The following is a 17531-nucleotide window of genomic DNA, read 5'->3' on the forward strand; positions in this document are numbered from 1 at the left end:
TGTCAGAAACCCCGCCAGGATTTCTGAGACGACGCGGCGGAGGCGGAAGAAATATCAATAATTTCAATCTGTTCTGTCGGATTCGCGGCCGGGTCGCTCTCCGGCGTGGCCCAACGCGGGCCCAACGGGCCGCCTGCAGCCACCGGGGCGCCCGCTGCGGGCTGGCCGGCGTGGTCATCGACCGCGCCCGACGCTCGGTGGTGCAGCGCGCGGACAAGGGACGCGCCGTTGCTCGGCGACGGCGAGCCCGCCTCCGGTCCCGCGGACACGGGATCACTTCCACCCAAACGGCCGCCCCTGCCGTTCAGCTCGGGGATCGCCTCGTCCAGAGGAGCGAAGTCCCCCAAGCCGAGCTCAGCGACCTTGCGCGCCGCGCGCTTGTAGTGGTGGATCTGGCGACTCGACTTATGCCCGGTCCGATCGGAGATCCACGTCTCCGTGCGGCCGTTTGCGAGTTTGATTGTGATGAAGGTCGCGCGGGTGTCGTGCAAGCGTATATTCAGCCGTGACTGCGTGGTCTCGAACAACTCGGGCCGATCGATGCCAGCACGGCGCAGGTGATTTCGAAAGTTGTGCGCCCCACTGCGCCCCGGTAGGGGCCCGCTCGGCCCAATGAAGACACGCTCCTTCGGGGGACATATAGCGAAATAGGTCCGAAGCGCGCGCACGACGTCGGGTGAGAGTGCCCAGGCGCGTGGGTCATCCGTCTTGTTCTCGTCGAGCACCACGGCGCCGCGCTCGAGATCGAGGTCGGACGGCTCCAGCCTTCCGGCCTCGTCTGCCCGCATTCCCTCGCGAATCAGGAAGCCATAATAGATCCGATAAGACAGCGGAATATGCACCGCTGCCATGAGGCGCCTATCCTCGTCGGGATAGAGGGAGCCTTTGGCCTTGTTGTCCTCCGCCTTGGGGATCCATCCACGTGGCAGCGGATTGCTGGCGATGATGCGCGCCGGATAGGTCGCGAGCGCGAGTATCCGATGAATGACCTTTGCGACTCCTTGACGCGAGGAGTCCTCAAGATGTCCTGGCAGCATGGAGATCGCGCGATCCGCATGGTCGAGCGTCAAACGAGAGAGAGGAACGGGCCCGAGTACCCCTAGAACATGATTGAGCTTATGCCGGTATTGCTCCGGATGGCGAAGCGCTTTCACATGCAGTGGGTATTGCTCGGCGAGCCTTCCAGAAACAACCAACTCGGCGAACTCAGCGAAGGTTGTTTCCCCGGACGCGCGAGCACGCGCTTCGCCCCTGCAGAGCTGCTCGATGGCAAGCCGGACGTCGCGGAGCGCGCTGCCCTCGCGCGCAGCAGCCCGCTCCAGCAGCGGCAAGCCGAGAACGATCTGGCCGGCCGCGAGCAGGCGCCCGGAGAGGTCGGACAGCACCTCCAGGCGCGCGTTGGCTTCTTGCTCGGTCCGGCACGTCGGCAACTTGAACGTGGACCGACCGGCCTCGCCGAGGCTGAGGCGCGCGGTCCACGTCTTCCCGCGCAGCCGGACGGACCCGGAGCCGTTGGCGCGCTTTTCTCCCGCTGGACTGCCAGGGGCGCGGGCGGCCAGCTTCGGGCGATCCGTCGTGCTCGCCGAACTCGGCGACTCTGCGACGGGCACAGCTGCCTCCGCGGCCGGAGAGGGGCGCCCGCCAGAGCGGCTCGAACGCAAACGCCGATCGGTCGACGCCGGAGCAGGGAGGGATGTGGTGGGGAATGAAGCCGAGCGCTTGGCGCGCGCCCGTCGCTGGGGTACGTCGGTCATGGATCGGTCTCCGGTGATGCGGGGGTCGATCAAGGGCCCGTCCGGCGTTCCACCGCCGAGCGGGCCCGCTCTACTTCGGCGGCAGCCTAGCACGGCGTGTTCCTGCGGGAGGAGCGCTCGCCCGGTCGGTGTTCGGGCATGGGACAGATTCAAGGCCGACAGAGGCCAGCACCGCGGCAATCCGTGTGCGCTCATCCACCTCTGCGTCACGGCGCGATGGTGGGTCACTGGCCAGCGCCTGGAGGTAGGCGACGAACGCTTCGCGCTGGACGAGGCGCAGCTTGCCAAGCCTCGTGATCGGCAGCGGGAAGCCCGGCCCGCGGATCGTGTCGAGGAAGACGCGTGCAGGGATCCCGGTGACCGACTCAACATTCTTCTGCGAGAGCATCTCCGGCTGCGGCGCTGTGAGCGTGAGCCCGTCCAGCGGGATCGCGAGCGTCGCCGTTGCCGTGACGGGATGGGCAAGCCCCCTCGGGGGGCACGAGCCTCGGGCAGGCACGTCCGGGAATGTCCTCTCGACCACGGGTGTGCCGTGTTCCGCCTGACGAAGCGCAAGGGGTGCCGATACACGGGCGAGAGCCGCTCGTGTCATGATGTACCTCCATCGTGTTGGGTTCGTTCGCAACCGTGACCGACGCCGCCGGAAGGGGCACGAAACGGTAGTTCTGCGCTCCCGGTAGTTCGCCGCGAACTACCGGGCTACGCGCCCGGAAAGAACATCGAGCCGTATCGCGGGGTTAGGTGTTCTGGGAAGCGTCGCTGAGGGGCCGAAAAATGGCGAAAATGAAGGGCTCGATTTGGTAGTTCTGAGCGCCCCCTCGGCGCCGCTCGCGGAGGTGACACCGAGGGGGGCACCGGGATCGGCTGCGATCGCGGGTCCGGCCGTGCCGTGGCGGTGGGGGCCATCGGCGGCATCGCAGCATCTCCATCGCACATGGGCGCACACTGCCAATGAAACTGTGTCAATTTCGTGCGGTGTCGGTCGTGCGGCGCTCCTCGTCGGCAACGAGCTCGGGCGGCCTCCAAGCGCCCGGCGCGCCCGACAGCCACATCGCGGGGTCGGGTGTTCTGGAAAGTCCTGCCGAAGGGCCGAAAACGGTGGATTGCGAAGGGCTCGATTGGGTAATTTCGCGCGCTCCGCCGACGCCGCGCGTGGAGGCGACACGGAGGCGGACCCACGGTAGGCGCGTCGCGCAGAACGCGGCCAGCGCCCGCGCGCATCGAGCCGCGCCGCGAGGACCAGGATTTCGCCGTGACGGGTCCGTGGTGCTCGCGTGGAGTGCCTGGCCACCCCACGGAAGCGCCTCAGCTGGCCGCCCCGCCGCGCGCGCTGGGAGGTCGTCGTCTCGCCCTCGGCTCCGGTCGCGGTAGTCGCGCTGACGATGGACGTCGCGGCCGCGTTCGCTTGCGCATCTTCCAGCGCGGCGATGAGCTCCGCTTTCGACGCGCTCGACGGGGGACCGCTTCATGACGCCCCCGCTCGCGAGGTCCACGTGCCCCGCGTCCGTGGCATCCCCCCCACGCACGCCGACTGTCAAATCAGCGGTGACGACTCACTTCGCTCCCCGTCGATGACGGCGTCCCGTCGAGTCCTCGACCTCCTCGTCGACGGGCACGGTGTGATCGTCGGTGACCGGTGGATTAAGACGTACGTGGTCGACCACTTGGAGAAAAAGGTCCCCCACTGCCCGAGATGCTCGGCGGCCTCTCGCATGGCGGTGGTGCTGCCGCTAGGGATCACTCTTCCGCGGCGGGGTAGAGAGGAGATCCGGCGCAAGCTGCTGGAGATGGATCTCGTTGATCGGGCTGGCGCCGAACCTGTTCTACGGGACCGGCTTCGCGGCCTGCCTGCTGGTGCTGCGGAAGAAGAAGCCCGCGGTGCGCCGGGGGAAGGTGCTCAGCGCCGACGCGTCGGCACTCTTCCGGAAGGGGCAGGCGCGGAACTTCCTGGAGAAGAAGGAGCCCCCGCCGAGATCCTTGGCTACTATCAGCGGTTCGAGGCGGTGCCGGATCGGGCACGAGGGGATCGAGAAGGAGGGCTGGACGCTCAACATCTCGCGGTACGTGCTGCCCCCGGTCGGGGCCGATACCCCGCTGGTGCCCGCGGCGGTGGCCGCCTTCCAGGAGGCGCTCGGGCGCTGCCGGGAGGCAGAGGGCTGGCAGGGGCAGATGATGAAGGCGCACGGCCACATCACGCAGTATTACTGACCGGGGACGGAGGATCGCATGGCGCAGCCCGGCCGCACCGCGTACAAGGGTTTCGACTATCAGATTTGGGTATCGATCTGGCTTACGCTCGTCTTCCTCATCGAGGAGAAGCTGGCCCAGTCCGTCGAGGTGGAGCCGCTGACCGGCGAGGACTTGGAGCTGCTCCGAAGCGGTAACGCGGAGCACGACACCAGCGAGATCGCGACGTCCCTCCGGGCGGTGGGTGGCGAGCCAACCGGGGCGGCTGCCGGAGCCGAGGGCGCGAAAGGCGCGGCGCAGCCGCTCTGGCGTTACATCGTCCAGATCAAAGGTCGCCGCGTGGGGCACTGGACCGGGGGCGACCTCCACCAGATCCTGACGGGGAACGACGACGAAGAGACGAAGCGCACCTGGCCCATCGACGTGATGAAGGGCGAACGAGACGTGGGGTTGCTCTTCGTCACCGACTCGACGCTCTCCGGCAATCTCGGCTGGTTCCTCGTCGAGACCCCCGTCTTTCCCCGCCGCGCCGAGCCCCGGCCCGCCAACGCAGAGGAGACGTGGGGAAAGCACCTCTCGGCCACCGGAGACGACGTGCTCACCCGCCTCGGCGTCCTTCAGGGCCAGCGATACGACGGGCTGAAGGCGAAGATCGATGTCATCCTGGCCAGCAAGCTGAACGTGCCGCACGCCGCGCGCGAGCCGCTCCGGGAGGCGCTCTTCAAACGCTTCCGCGCGGCGATGCTGCGCGACGAGGACGCGCGCGTCGACGAGGCAGAGATCCGGCAGCTCGCCCAGCAACACGGCGGACTGCCCGGCGGACCGGAGCCGTTCGTTGAGCCGGACAACTGGGCAGAGATCCAGCGCGTCATGCGGGAGGAGCACGCCATTGTCCTGGTCGGCGAGCCTGGAACGGGGAAGTCGACTGCGGCGGAGCGGATCAACTACGAGCACCGCGTCATGGACGAGCCGTTCAGGCTCGTGACCCCGGAGCGACCGAGCCAGCTTCGCGGGCTTAGCCAGGAGAAAGAGCCGCTCATCGTGTACGTGGAGGATCCGTTCGGCTACTACGAGCCCGGGAACGACGATGACAACTGGCTAACGGTCTTGGAGCGCTTCTGCGCCTCGCTGCGAGACGATCTCAAGCTCGTGGTGACCTCCCGCACAGCCTTTGCTGCTCGCTACCTCGACGACGCGAAATCCGCGCCCCGCCTCCGGCGGCACCGATTCCCGTTCGGCAGCGACATCTTCAACCAGCGCCGGCTGCTCCGGGAGCACGTGGTCAAAGAGCCACGAATGAACAAAGAGCTTGCCGCATGGCTCGTCTCGCACGTGGACGAGATCGTGGCCGCGCTCGAGCGGCCCATCTCGTACTCCGTGTTCGTCACACGCGCCGCGGATCTCGCGCCCGAGGAGAGGACGGATGCTCGGCTGGAAGAACTCCTCCGGGAGTCCTCGATCGCCGAGCTTGGCAAGGATCTGGAGAAGACCTTCGAGCGAGAGCCGGAGAGCGTGCGAGCCGGGCTCGCCGCTGTGTGGGTTGCGCTCGAAGCCTGGTCCTTCCGGCACGGAATCGACAAACAGCTCGCGTTCTTCGAGGAAGCGCTCCTCGATCTCGGCGCCGAGGTGTCGGGGGCCAGAACGAAGCTCGTGGAGCACCGCTGGCTCCGGGTGCAGGACGGGAGGTCGCGCATGCACCCGGTATACATGGAGGCGTGTTTCCACGTACTGGCGAAAGGCAAAGCCCTCACCGCCCGCGTCGTGCAGCGCCTTCTCCAGGCCTGCGCGGAGGCGGATCGAGCGGAGGACGTCGAGTCCGTGTTCAGCGTCGTGGCGACGAGGGACCTCGTCCCTACAGCCGCGAAGCGGGACCTGGCTGTGTTCGCGGAAAAATGCCTCCGCACGAGCGCGACCAGTAAGGGTGGAGGTCCCGCGTTCACGGCGGCGCTCTCGATCATGGCGGCGAACGGCGCAAAAGACGACCCGCTGGCGATGCTGGCCCGGGTGCTGACCCAGGGCTTCGCGCGGACGCGGCGGGGCGAGCTCCTTGACATGGAAGAATGGATTCCTCCTGTGTGGGCAACGAACGCGGCGTCTCTGAGAAGGGTTGCGGAGCACCCCGACACACCCGTCATCGTCCGAGCGTTCGTGCGAAGAGGCTTCCCCACGATCGTGGACGCACGGCACCCCGGCGCAGAGCGGCTCGTGGAGCTTCTGTACAACATCGTTGACGTATCCGCCGAGTTCGATGCTTTGCTGGCCCGCATCGACCAGTTCGGCGCCTTCCTCGTCGATGTCATCGCTCACGGCGCCGCCCGCTCCCGAAACGCCGACCCCGCTCGATTGCTCGCGCGGGCCGTCGCAGAGCAGCGCGCCTATGAGAAGTGGGTCGCCGAGTCTTACCCTTACAATGAGGACTCTTACGCAGCGAGTGAACATTGGGGGGAAACTGGAAACGAGCAGAGGCTTCCCGCCACGGCCATCGTGGACGCCTTGCTGGCTGTGCAGGCGAAGAAGGACAACCCGACCTGGGCTGCAACACAGACCGAGCCGCTCGTGTTCGAGCGCTTCGCTGACCGAGTGAGGCACGGCAGTGAGCGAGATCCTGACGTTATCCGCCGTGTTTTCTCCGCTTGTCCGGCGGAGATGCGAGCCCCGATCGTGGAGGCCATTCTCTCCCGTCATAGCTCGTTCGAGTTGGTCCTCCAATTGTTACCCCAGGTTCCAAGCCATGAATGGCCGGATCTCCTTGAGAGGCACTTCGATCTCGGCTTCGACGCCGCTGAGGGGCGGGCCCGATGCTCTTGCGCGTTCGTCGTGCTCAAGGCGCCGGCGCAGACGTCGCCGCCCTTGGAGCGCGTATCGCTCGCATATGAGCTCAGGACGGCGCGTGAGCATCAACTGCTGGTCCAAGCGATCTCGGAGAGGTTCGGGGACCAAGAGCGCGCTGCGCTGTCCATTCTTCTCGCCGAGCCGGGCGCCGACGCACGGGCGTGCCTACCTATCTTGACCGAGATCGCCCGTTCCAAGTTCTCGGCCTCCCGCGTTGCGCTGGTCGCGCTGGCCCGCGCAGGACACCCGCTGGATGATCTGATCGATGCCTGGCTCGCCCCAAACAGCTATATCGACAATGCAGTCGCCGCGCTCGACGCGACGATGGTAGGTCCTCAAGCTCGAAGGTTCGATCGCATCCGCGGGGCGCTTCGCCACCCGCGTGCGCAGGTGCGCACCCATGCGCTGGGCTGCCTCCGCGAGATGAAGGGTGACGACGCCGTCGACGCGATCCGGTCCATGATCGAGGATGCTACATACAGCGTCAGGATCGCTGCGGCCGACGCGCTGGCAGGACGCAGCGAGCCGGCTGCCTGGCGGACGCTCGCGGCGATGCTCGGGGATTCGGCGGACATGTCGAACGCAGCGTTGGATGGCTTCGGGTGGCGCGACGACGCGATCCCCGAATACAGTGTCGCGGCCGCGGCGGCCCTCGCGCTGGCGGCGCTCGACCCGTGGCCCGCGGAGCTCGAGGCAACGCTGCGAGCGTTCCTCGACTCCCGTTCGAGCACGCGGGAGACCGTATCGCAGGCGTTGCGCCGCCGGCTCAACGCGCTGGGCTGACGAGGCGTTCTTTCCCCGGGGGCAAGCGGGGCTACGTCCTCCGTGTGCGTAGCGACCCCGAGACGTTGCCGAACAGCCCCTTGAGCGCCTCCGGGGCGGGTAGCCGAATCCGGAGCAGCGCACGGTCCAGAATTCCAAAGCTTCTGAGTAGCATTCCAGCGCTCCGTTTCGCCGGCCTGCCCATCGCTCGGCGCGACGGGCTACGCTCGCGGGCGGCGGTGGCATGCAGGCGATGTCGTGCAGTTCCGCGGGTGCTACCGCGAAGACGACGCTCACGGCGGTGATATGGGACGGCACGAGCGTCGCCATCGGCAGCGCCGTCGCCGCTGTCGGCCGCGCTGCGGAGCTGGCTGGCTTCATCGACGGCGGAAGCCATCTGGGTTTAGGCTACGGAGGATTGCCGGCGGCGCATGCGTTGCACATCGTTCGCAGCGTTCGCCTGATGTGTGCTGTTCCTACTCCGGGAACCGGAGCGTCTTGACGGCGTTCCCATCCTCCCCTGTGATCTCGTAACCGGCCCAATCCCAGCTGGTACCGCCCTTGCCCGGCTGCCCCAGTTCGTAGGTGACGCCCTCGAGCGTGAGCTCGTCCTCGTCGAGGTAGGCGATGCCGATCGAGTCGCCGCCGCGCCCGGGTCCGCCGTAGCCGCCATCGCCTCCCGGGCCGCCGCTGCCGCCGCCGCACGACCACCTGCCGTCCCCCAGCGCGCCGCCCGGCGCACCTCGGCCGGCTTTGCCGCCTTCCTCGGGGGGGCCGCCGTCGCCGCCGGCACCTGCGTCGAGGGCCACGATCCTGCTGTCTCGCACGGTGACCTTCGCGTGGAGCGCGATGATGCCGATCGAAGGGTAGCCGTTCTCGGCCCCTCGACCACCTCGGCCGCCGCAGCCGCCTGCGCCTCCGGAGCCGCCGCCGGCCCCCCCCTTCGTGGCAACGCCGCACGCCGCGAGGCCCCCTCGACGGCCGCCGCCACCACCGCCGCCCTGGCCCGGCATGCCCCGGCCGCCCTCACCTCCCTTGTCGCCCTCCCATCCTGTCTCGGTGATCCGCCCGATGCCCTCGCCTGCCGCGCCCACCGTTCCCCAGCCGCCAGAAATCCCGGTGAATCCCTGCTCACAGCCGAGGTTTTCGCGGTCCGCGTGGCCACCGCGTCCTGAGTGGTCGGGGTTCGGGGCCGGGACCGGCGCGCCGGTCTCGCCGTCCTCGCCGCCGTTCGGGAGGCCGTCGCCACCCTTGCCGCCGATGCTCGTAGGTCCTTCATCACAAGGGCTCGTCACCGCCGCACCCCCGGCGACCGTCGTGGCTGAGCACGCGTCCCCACCGTAGAGGCCGTCGGGGCCGTCCCCCGCTCGGTTCGGGAACGGCCACTCCTCCCCGTCGCGGCCCTTCCAGCCGTAGGAAGCGCTAACCTCGCTGTGGACGATCTCCACTGCGGTGCCTGACTGAACGAGCATCCCGACGTGCGCGTCGCTCGCGATGCGCACCTGGTCGATCGTCGAGACCCCGTCCGCGGCCCCCGTATCGCCCGGGCGTGCCGGTTCGACGGACAGCGCGATCAGCAGGCTTTCGCGGGAGATAATCTGGGTCACGACGTGCGCTTCCCGGCGTTCCCAAGTCAAAGGATTGAAGCCTCCGTAGATATCCACGCCGGAGGGAAGCGTGATGGTGTCATCAAAGCCGTCGTTGGTCACGAACACGCGACCGCGCCCGGTGCGCGCAATCTCGATCGCGCGCTGGACCGAGCGAACCGGCCTGTCTTTCGTGCCGGGATTCGCGTCGTCGCCGCCGTAGAAGACCTGACTGACGAACACGCCACAGCCATCGATCACTCGATCCGCAGCGAGCCCCACGACGCACTCCTCTTCCGGCGGCGCATCACTTGGACACGGGGCCGAACCGTCGCACGGCGCCGCGCCACCAGGGTCGTTCGTCCCAGGTGCGCCCTCGCAACCGGACGTGGCGAGCGCTAGCAAAAGGAACGGGATGAATATGGAATCCAGGCGCATGGGTGTCGCTCTCCGGCAGTGCCTCGTGGGTGCATTTCAAAGGGGAGGCTCATTCGCCGCGCTGAACTGAAAGATGTGACCTGTAGGCCCGTCCTTCCCTTGGCCGGCGTCGTCATCGTTGCCGGCGTTCCCGGCAAGACCACCCTGGCCGGGGCTTCCGACCGTGATGACGGTGCCGGGCCGAATGGCCACATTGGGGACCACATACGCAATGCCGATGGAGGCTCCGCCGAGCCCGCCGCCGGCATCACCCCCGCGGCCACCATGGCCTCCTGCGCCGCCACGACACGCATCCCACATGTCGGTTCCAACAAAGCCCCTTCCCAATCTGCCGCCCTTTCGGCCGGCGCCGCCCGGTTGGCCCGTTCCGCCGACCCCACCCTTGCCGCCGTTGCCAGTGAACACGTCGGTGTCCTCGATGGTCAGCTCTGTGCCCTCCAGCGCGACGATACCGATGCTCGCGCCGCCGTAGGCGCCGCCCCTGCCTCCCTTGCCGCCGCAGCCCCCGCTTCCCCCCGAGCCGCCGGCCGCACCACTTTGGGGGAGATCTGCGGGGCACACATCCATGCGCCCGCGCGACTTGCTGCCGCCACCGCCACCGCCGCCTTGGCCGACGCCGCCTTTCTTTCCGTCCTCACCGCGGACACCAATCCATCCATGGCGGCTGAGGAAGCCTGGGCCAACGGCGCCATCAGCACGACCGCCGGCAGCGCCGTCAGCGCCGTTTGCCCCGTCGTTGCACCTCACGCTGTCGGCGCCGCTTCCTCCAAGGCCGTTGCCCTCCGGGTTCACCGTGGACTCCGGGTCTCCTGATGCACCATCGCCGCCGCTATCAATCCCGCCGTCGCCGCCGTATCCGCTCCTCGACTCGATGCCTTCTTCGCAGAATGTAATAACCGGAAGGGCGCCCACGGCGGCGTCCGCAGTGCACGCGGACGCTCCATCGTTCCCCTCCACGCCATCCGTCGCTCGATAACTCGGCGCATCCTCCCCCGGCTCTCCATCCTTGCCATCGCCTGCGAGGACGTCGCACTCCCGCACGATAGCCCTGGCCCCGGAGCTCAGGATCATCGCGATCGACGACTTGCCATCGTCCGCGGACGCATCGGCCGCCTCGACGCGCACGCCGAAGACCATTGACGTCGCGCCCTCTTCTTCTCCCGGGGTGATCCGCAGCGGGATACCCACCGGCGGAGCGATGAGCGTCGGGTGGTCCGGTCCGCCGAACGACCCTTCATACGACCAATCGCCGCCGTCACACTGGCGCCCGCCCCAGAGATCAACCCCCGAGGGCAGCGTAATCCTCTCCGCGAACGACCCGCCGCACGCGTACACGCGCCGGGTCGCTGCCTCGCCGTGGCCTCGCCCATGCGCGGCGAGCCCGATCGCGTGCTGCAACGTCTTCACCGGCCCGCGCTTCGTTCCGGGGCTGTTGTCGTCTCCCCGCTCGCTGACGAACACCCCGCACTCGTCGAGCGCCGGCGCCATGCCGGGAGCTCCCTCGCACGGACCGGGCGGAGGCTCCGGATCGGGTTCACACGCCGCCACCTCTGCGCAAAGATCGGTGTAAGCGCACCCCGTCAGCGTGCTCGCGCCGCACGCGCAGCTCGCGATAGCAGCGACGAACGTCGCCGCGCGCTGACCTCTCCTCGAACGCATGTCCGCTACCCCAGATGTTCTCACCAAAGCCCCTCGATGCTCACGCCGGTTTCTCGCCCGGTCGCCACGGGCGCGACGTGGATTCGACCCTGCGTCGGCGTGCCCGCCAGGAAGGAGAAGTCGGTGAAGAACGACGCCGCGGTAAGTGCCCCGATCACACCACCCGCGATGACTAGGCCAGTCCCCACGCCGGCGGACAGGTTGCGCGCGTCTCGCAACCGGAACAGGTCAGCGCATGGGGAGTTCTGCGGCGCTTGCCAGCACGTGGACGAGCTCGATGTCGTATCATGCGTCAGTCCGTCGCGCCGCTCGCTCAGGTCCCCATCAAGCTTGCTAGCCCTGATCATGAAGATACCGCCCCCGAGCACGGCACCCGTCGTGACGGCGATGCCCGTGATACGCAGTGTCCCCGGCCAGGAAGCCCACGGGCTAGGGGCCTGAACGCGCGGAGCGGGCAAAGCGCGTACGGGGGTCGGCGTCGTCGATGCGGCCTCCTTGGCACGGCTCGCCTCAGCGCTGCTCGCCGCCGCACACAGCAACGGCATCGTGAACTCGTGCTCCGCGCCTGCCACGGCGCGCAAGTAATGAAACGCATCCTTACAGCCCGGTGCACGGCCGCGCACCATGTGTTGACCCGGCTCGAAGAACAGCGTGTAGGTTCGCGCGGTCCGGCCGATGCGCTTACCGTCGATAAGCACCTCGGCGTCGGGCGGATCGACGCCGAGCACGAGCCGCGCGACGTGCGGCGCTGCGTTGCGCTGCCCTGCCTCGAATCGATGCTGGAGCGCTTCTGGCAACGCTTCGCGCTGTTCGAGGCTCCTGGCCAGGTGCTCGGATGCGTCGCGGTACTTGTGCAGCGCTAGCTCGCAAAGGCCGAGCTCGCCGGCGAGCTCCGCGCGCTCCACCTCGGTGCTGGTCGCCGCGTCTGCGGCATCGAAAGCCGCCTTGTAGGCAGCATATGCCTCGATCCACAGCCCAGCTTTGCGCGCTCTCCGACCACGGCGAACATGGTCTTTCACCGTCGACCCGTCGATCGGTCCCGCCTTTGGATGGATATCGTCCGCGCTGGACGAGTTCGAGAAGCCTGTTACGGCCCCGAGCGTGAGAAGAGTCGAGAGCGAATGCGCAATGTAACGCATGCAGCGACGGTACCGACGCCGGCTGCTCGGCGTCAACCGGGAGGAAACCGCCACGTCTCGGCGGTTTTAGTGAGAATTGGCGCTCGGATGACGGAATGCCTTCAGCCATCCACCGGGCCTAGTCAAATGTGGTTCAAATCGCCACAATTGGATACATTATCCGACCGAAGTCGCTCGTCGACGCATTTCTCTGAACCGTTTTGGCCGCCTCAGGTGTGCTGCTTACCGTGGCCAAGCCAGCGACCGTCTCCCTCGGCTTCGAGCTCTTCCGGCGCCTGGCCAGGCGCCACGGTGTCCCGGCGCGAGACGCCGAGGATGTCGCCCAGGAAGCGCTGCTGCGGGGCTTGGACGCCGACAAGCGGATCGAACCGGGCGGCGACCCGGGGCCGTACCGCGTCACGATCGCCGTCAACCATGCGCGCAATCACGTCCGTGACGCACGTGGCCGCGGCGAGGTACTGACGTCGTTCGATGAGTGCGAGATCCGAGATGAGTGCCTCACGCCGGAAGAGTTGCTCCGCAGACGGCAGCGGGAAAAGCTCGCCCGGGAGCTGATCGACCAACTCGAGCCCAAGTACCGGGATCTCGTGATCAAGCACGACCTCGAGGACGTCCCGCTCGCCCAGATCGCCGCCGAGCAGGGGATCCCGCTCGACACGGTGAAGACGCGACACCGGCGGGCGCTCGAGGAACTCGAGGTGCAGGGCGGACGGCGGCGGGCGCGGCAGCGCTCTCATGGATGGGACGACAGTGCGTGCGTGCCGGTCGCGTTGGGGTTCGGCCGCCGCGCGTCGTGGGTGGCCTCCCTGCGCCGTTTGGGCATGAGGATCCTCGTTCAGGCCGCGCTCGTCGTACTGACGGGCGCGCTCGTCTCCGCGGTGCCGCCCTTGGCCGGCCTAGAATCGTGGACCGGGGCGGCGGCGGTCCGCTCCCCTGCCACCGCGCCCGCGGAGCGGGATGCCGTGGCGCCCCACACGCGAGGTGGCGCCCACAGCGCCGCGGGTCCCGCCGGCGGAGACGGGGCGCCCGACTCAGCGGCGCCCGGCGCGGCGATCGCGCACGAGATCTCGTCGCGCACGGAACACGGAAGCGCGCACGGCGAAGCGCTGGCGATCGGCACGCCCGCTCCCTCGAACGCGAAGACGACAAGTCACCGGGCCGCGCCTCCGGCGAGCGCCGTTCGACCGACCGCCGGCGAGGTCGAGAGGAGCCTGGTCGACCAGGCGCGGAGGGCCATCGAGGCCAACGACGTCATGGCCGACGTCGAGGCTCGCCGGCTGCTCGAGGCCCACGCGCGGCAGTTCCCGCGAGGGCGGCTCGCCGCCGAGCGCGAAGCGCTGTTCAGGCAGCTTCGCTGAATCGTCGGCTACCCATCAACAGCTAGGCAGGCGGATAGCGGTGCTGCTTTCGCGCAGCGCAAGGCCGAGATCCGCCTTGTGTCGGACAAGAACGCTCACGTCCAGGAGGCGAAATATCATGGAAGATATGCTGGGTGCGATGTGGCTCGTGTCGCCGCTCGGGCGCGCGATGATCGCGTGCGTCGCGATCGGCTTCGCGGTCACCGCGCGCGAGGCGCTGGGACGCGAGCGCAGGCTGCGCGAGGCGCGCGAGCACGCACATGATGACGACGAGGCAGCCCTCACCGATGCGAAGGAGCAGGCCGCGGGGGAGCGGGACCGATACCGGCGCCTTCTGGACTGTCACGTCGATGCGGCGCCCGCAGAGCTGACAGACGCCCGCGCGCGCCCCCGTTCCCTGGCCAGGAAGGGTCCTCGAGTCGTTCTGCGCGACGATGCCTTCGTGGAGGAGAAAGCTGGCCGAGAGCACGGGGTTCGAACCGAGAGAGGTGGAGCGCTTGCTGAGCAGCGATCTCCCCATAACGCCCGCCTCGCGCGGCAGCTGGAAGCCTTCACCGGCACGCCGGCACGGTACTGGGAGCGCCTGTGGCGGCTGCACGACGACTACCGGATGGACGCAGAGGAGACCGTGGTAATTCCGCTCGGCGAGCCCCTCACCAAGCGCGAAAGCTCGGCCCGTCCCGCGGAGAGGATACTCCGACGCTGCTCGCCCTCAGGAGCATGCTGGCGAGGGGCGCACCGCTCCGGTAGCTGAAGAGCTACAGCTGACGCCTCTATTTGGTAGCAGACCATCTGCGGGGAGGATCGCTGACCGGTACCGTACAGATGTGCTGGCAAGCCATCATCATACGACGGGAGATTGCCCCTGGGGGTGAAGCTATGTGTCGTCTGCCGAATGAAGACGAGCGCGCTGCCGCGCATGCGCGCCTGTTTTGCCCGACGATGGTTCGTGCCGTGCTACGCTGGCTGGAGAGGCTAGGGGTCCCACGGTGCCATCGTGGCGACGTCGCAGGTCAAATTTGGCTCAAAGCCTGAGAGAACTGGACCAGGTTCGATCCGAAGCGCGGCAGGCCGGAACGCTGGTTGAACGCGATCACCGTACACGTTGCATCGCGCTACCGCGAGCGCGCGCAGCACCGCAGGGAGGAGTTGGTCGATTTGATCGAAGTGCTCGATCCAGCGCCGGACGCTGCTGCTGCGATGGAGCGCGACAATGTCAGGAGCAGCACCATCGACGCAGTGCACGAGCTCGATCCGGAGCTGCGCTTTGTGCTCGTAGCACACGACCTGAACGGAGTCTGTATGGCCAAGATAGCCGAAGACGTAGGACTGCCTATCTCTACGCTCTACAAGCGACGCACAAAGGCCATCGGCGCACTACGTGACGTCATTTGGCTTCGGAAATCCAGGGAGATCTCCACCCAGGGAGTCGGGCTGAAATGAGCGTCAAAGGCCTGGCAGTGCAGTTCCGGCGCGACTTGGACGAGCATGAGGCTGAGCGAATGATCGAGGCATCTCTTGATGCTCAGACGACCTAAACTGCGAACGTGTCAAGCGAGAATTGCTCGACAAGATCCGTGTGCTTCTGATTGACGAGGAAATGTCGCTCTAGGCGCAGCGGGTCTAGGCGCAGACGAACCCGCCTCGGAGGGTGTTAGGTCCGGCACATAGATCGAGCCCGCCCGGGAGTGCGCACGGTCTCAGTGTCCGCGCCGCGGCGGGGGCGCCGAACCTGCCCGTGAGCTGCTCGTCAGAGACGACGCGTCCGTGCTCAGCTAAGGGCGGAACTCGTGTCCAAGCGCGCGGACGCGCTCGTGAGCATTTGCAGGCTCGGACGCGGTCGAGCATGCGCGCGCCGGCCTATATGCATGTTCTCGCCGGTCTACCACCTCGGCGACTCGCATCCCGGGGTGGTCTTATCGCGGGATCGCGCACGGTTAAGCTAAAAATGTTGTACTGTTGCGAACATGTTGCATTTTGAGCAATAATGTTCCTCGATTTCGACAGCCCATTCGCCCATATCACCCGATAGCAGGGCTGCCGAATAGTCGGCCTCCTGGCCCTCGGTGGCATCCTCGTCAATTTCCGCCATTTCACGCCGGATCGAGACAGATACTATCCCCCCGCATCGGGGGCACCTCGGCCTAGACTCGGCTTCTTTTCCGCGGTCGTCCCCTGCGGCGGCGGTGTTATCTGGTGCAATGGCGTTCTTCGAAGCCGGGGCCGTCTTCTTCGAAGCCGGGGCCGTCTTCTTCGAAGCCGGGGCCGTCTTCTTCGAAGCCGGGGCCTTCTTCGAAGCCGGGGCCTTCTTCGAAGCCGGGGCCGTCTTCTTCGAAACCGGGGCCGTCTTCTTCGAAGCCGGGGCCGTCTTTTTCGAAGCCGGGGCCGTCTTCGATGCAACGGTCGCTTTGTGGACTGCTGCCTTGCGCGCGGGCTTATGCATATCGCATACCCTGACGCGGACAGACCAGGGCCGTCAAGACGCGCACCCTCGTCATCCTCACGGTCGGGCCCTCGCCGAGTTCGAGAAAGACTTGAACGGCGGATCTTGGCTCCCCGAGCTCCGCGCCGTAGGCGCCCCGAGGGATCTAGCTCGTCGACCATGGCGCCCGGCCTGGCTGTGCACCGCGCCGAGGGCGGTCTCGCTCGATGCGGCCGAGGGCGGCGCCCCGAGGCTCCGGGCAACCTCCGACACCTGCTCGCCTTCGCCGACTAGGATCAGCAGCTTGCGCTCGCGGGGCTCCACCACCCAGAGCGGTTCCAGGAGGGTGCGTGCCTCGACTTCCCCGTGCGGCGACGGCGCCCGACCGGTGACGTACGCCCACAGAGCCGGCACCGCGACCTCGTGCTGGCGGTACGACTTCTCGTGGGACTTCGGCCTGCTGACGCCGATGCCGACCGGCCAGCTCTGGAGAATCCCCCTCGGGTAAAGTCCGCGCTGAGGCCGGAATCTCATAACTCTCCTCTCGCGCCGCCACGACGGCGCCGATGAGGCACTCCTGGAGCACGTCGTCCCGGTCCCGGGCGGGCAGGCCGCACCGGGTCAGCATGTGGCGCAGCAGCCAGATCTCGGCGAGGATCGCCTCGGACTCGATCGTGACCGGCGGCGGTTGTGTCGGCGAGGCGGGCGGGCGCTTGGCCCACCTCCGCCGCACAGAGGCGAACGGCAAGCGACTACCGGCGCGAGCTCGCTCGCCCCTCCGGAGCTGGCGCTAGGCCGAGCAGCTGCGCGACGATCGCCTCGTCAACGATGCGGGCCGCCTCCGCATCCCCGAGGGCGACCGCACGGCTCTGGGTGCCTGTGAGCGAGGTAACCACGGCCGCCCGAGGCGACGGATCACTCATCGCAAGCCCGCCGCGCCTAGGGCTTGCCGGTTAGGCCCGGGTTGGCCATACCGCTCCAAGCGGGTGAGATCCGGGCTCATGCCTCCCAAAAGCCCCGGCGAAAGTGACGGACTGCGACAGTTCGGCACCGCGGATCGTTTCCCCAAGTGCGCACGCGGCCGCCCTCGACGCCGATCGCATCGAACTCCGCGATGCGGGCCGCGGCGCTGTCCACCGGCGCCATGGGCATGTCGAGGGGCGCCGGGGAGCTCGGGTAGCTCGCCCTCGGCGCGGCAGCGAGGCGCACTATGTGTGGCAGCGAGGCGTACTACCGGAACATCTTCTCCACGGAGAAGCGCCGCCGAACGCGGGCCCATGCGCAAGCCAGGGCTCGACCGGGAGCGCGGCCGCGGCGTGCGGCCGTAGAGCGCGAGGTTGGCGGCATGCGCGTCGCCACGCCGCAGCCCCGCGCTGTGGACTGACCACGGCGCC

The 17531-nt window shown here is 67.8% G+C and carries 11 protein-coding genes; 6 read left to right on the plus strand and 5 right to left on the minus strand.

Annotation, left to right across the window (positions count from 1 at the left end; genetic code table 11):
* Window positions 1-2 precede the first annotated feature (2 nt).
* Both WMF29_RS11340 and WMF29_RS11345 read right to left on the minus strand, forming a co-directional pair.
* Window positions 3-1610, minus strand: coding sequence for a tyrosine-type recombinase/integrase (locus WMF29_RS11340; protein ID WP_437328850.1), 1608 nt, complete (start codon window positions 1608-1610; stop codon window positions 3-5).
* Between the two features lie 214 nt (window positions 1611-1824).
* Window positions 1825-2346 carry a hypothetical protein gene (locus WMF29_RS11345; protein ID WP_437328851.1) on the minus strand — a complete coding sequence of 174 codons (522 nt, stop codon included), beginning with the start codon at window positions 2344-2346 and terminating at the stop codon, window positions 1825-1827.
* Window positions 2347-3551: 1205 nt separating this feature from the next.
* Between WMF29_RS11345 and WMF29_RS11350 the strand changes: the two genes are divergently transcribed.
* A complete protein-coding gene (locus WMF29_RS11350; protein ID WP_437328852.1) occupies window positions 3552-3962 on the plus strand; it encodes an N-6 DNA methylase in 411 nt (136 codons plus the stop codon).
* An 18-nt stretch (window positions 3963-3980) separates the two neighbouring features.
* Complete coding sequence (locus tag WMF29_RS11355; protein ID WP_437328853.1) at window positions 3981-7556, plus strand: HEAT repeat domain-containing protein; 3576 nt, start codon at window positions 3981-3983, stop codon at window positions 7554-7556.
* Window positions 7557-8011: 455 nt separating this feature from the next.
* On the opposite strand, the gene WMF29_RS11360 is transcribed toward WMF29_RS11355, so the two are convergent.
* From WMF29_RS11360 to WMF29_RS11370, 3 genes are read right to left on the minus strand one after another with little or no spacing between them, the layout of a single operon-like run.
* Complete coding sequence (locus tag WMF29_RS11360; protein WP_437328854.1) at window positions 8012-9559, minus strand: hypothetical protein; 1548 nt, start codon at window positions 9557-9559, stop codon at window positions 8012-8014.
* Between the two features lie 36 nt (window positions 9560-9595).
* The gene (locus WMF29_RS11365; protein WP_437328855.1) at window positions 9596-11218 is read right to left on the minus strand and encodes a hypothetical protein; all 1623 of its coding nucleotides are present in this window, start codon (window positions 11216-11218) and stop codon (window positions 9596-9598) included.
* A gap of 20 nt (window positions 11219-11238) precedes the next feature.
* On the minus strand, window positions 11239-12357 hold the full coding sequence (locus WMF29_RS11370) for a hypothetical protein (protein WP_437328856.1): 1119 nt from the start codon (window positions 12355-12357) through the stop codon (window positions 11239-11241).
* A gap of 227 nt (window positions 12358-12584) precedes the next feature.
* Here WMF29_RS11370 and WMF29_RS11375 point away from each other — a divergent pair, with 227 nt between their 5' ends.
* The 4 genes from WMF29_RS11375 (at window position 12585) to WMF29_RS11390 (ending at window position 16645) form a co-directional block, all read left to right on the plus strand.
* Window positions 12585-13715 carry an RNA polymerase sigma factor gene (locus tag WMF29_RS11375; RefSeq protein ID WP_437328857.1) on the plus strand — a complete coding sequence of 377 codons (1131 nt, stop codon included), beginning with the start codon at window positions 12585-12587 and terminating at the stop codon, window positions 13713-13715.
* Window positions 13716-13833: 118 nt separating this feature from the next.
* Window positions 13834-14469: a hypothetical protein gene (locus tag WMF29_RS11380; RefSeq protein ID WP_437328858.1), complete on the plus strand. Its 636-nt coding sequence runs from the start codon at window positions 13834-13836 to the stop codon at window positions 14467-14469.
* A gap of 329 nt (window positions 14470-14798) precedes the next feature.
* Window positions 14799-15158: an RNA polymerase sigma factor gene (locus tag WMF29_RS11385; protein WP_437328859.1), complete on the plus strand. Its 360-nt coding sequence runs from the start codon at window positions 14799-14801 to the stop codon at window positions 15156-15158.
* Between the two features lie 758 nt (window positions 15159-15916).
* Window positions 15917-16645, plus strand: coding sequence for a hypothetical protein (locus WMF29_RS11390; protein ID WP_437328860.1), 729 nt, complete (start codon window positions 15917-15919; stop codon window positions 16643-16645).
* The last annotated feature ends 886 nt before the right edge of the window (window positions 16646-17531 follow it).

The sequence above is a fragment of the Sorangium sp. So ce381 genome (assembly GCF_051473845.1).
Lineage (GTDB): Bacteria > Myxococcota_A > Polyangia > Polyangiales > Polyangiaceae > Sorangium > Sorangium atrum.

Excerpts from the sequence above, each read along its gene's own strand:
- WMF29_RS11355 (WP_437328853.1), top strand. The coding sequence starts at position 3,981 with ATGGCGCAGCCCGGCCGCACCGCGTACAAGGGTTTCGACTATCAGATT.
- WMF29_RS11345 (WP_437328851.1), bottom strand. The coding sequence starts at position 2,346 with ATGACACGAGCGGCTCTCGCCCGTGTATCGGCACCCCTTGCGCTTCGT.
- WMF29_RS11380 (WP_437328858.1), top strand. The coding sequence starts at position 13,834 with ATGGAAGATATGCTGGGTGCGATGTGGCTCGTGTCGCCGCTCGGGCGC.
- WMF29_RS11390 (WP_437328860.1), top strand. The coding sequence starts at position 15,917 with ATGGCGTTCTTCGAAGCCGGGGCCGTCTTCTTCGAAGCCGGGGCCGTC.
- WMF29_RS11370 (WP_437328856.1), bottom strand. The coding sequence starts at position 12,357 with ATGCGTTACATTGCGCATTCGCTCTCGACTCTTCTCACGCTCGGGGCC.
- WMF29_RS11360 (WP_437328854.1), bottom strand. The coding sequence starts at position 9,559 with ATGCGCCTGGATTCCATATTCATCCCGTTCCTTTTGCTAGCGCTCGCC.
- WMF29_RS11365 (WP_437328855.1), bottom strand. The coding sequence starts at position 11,218 with ATGCGTTCGAGGAGAGGTCAGCGCGCGGCGACGTTCGTCGCTGCTATC.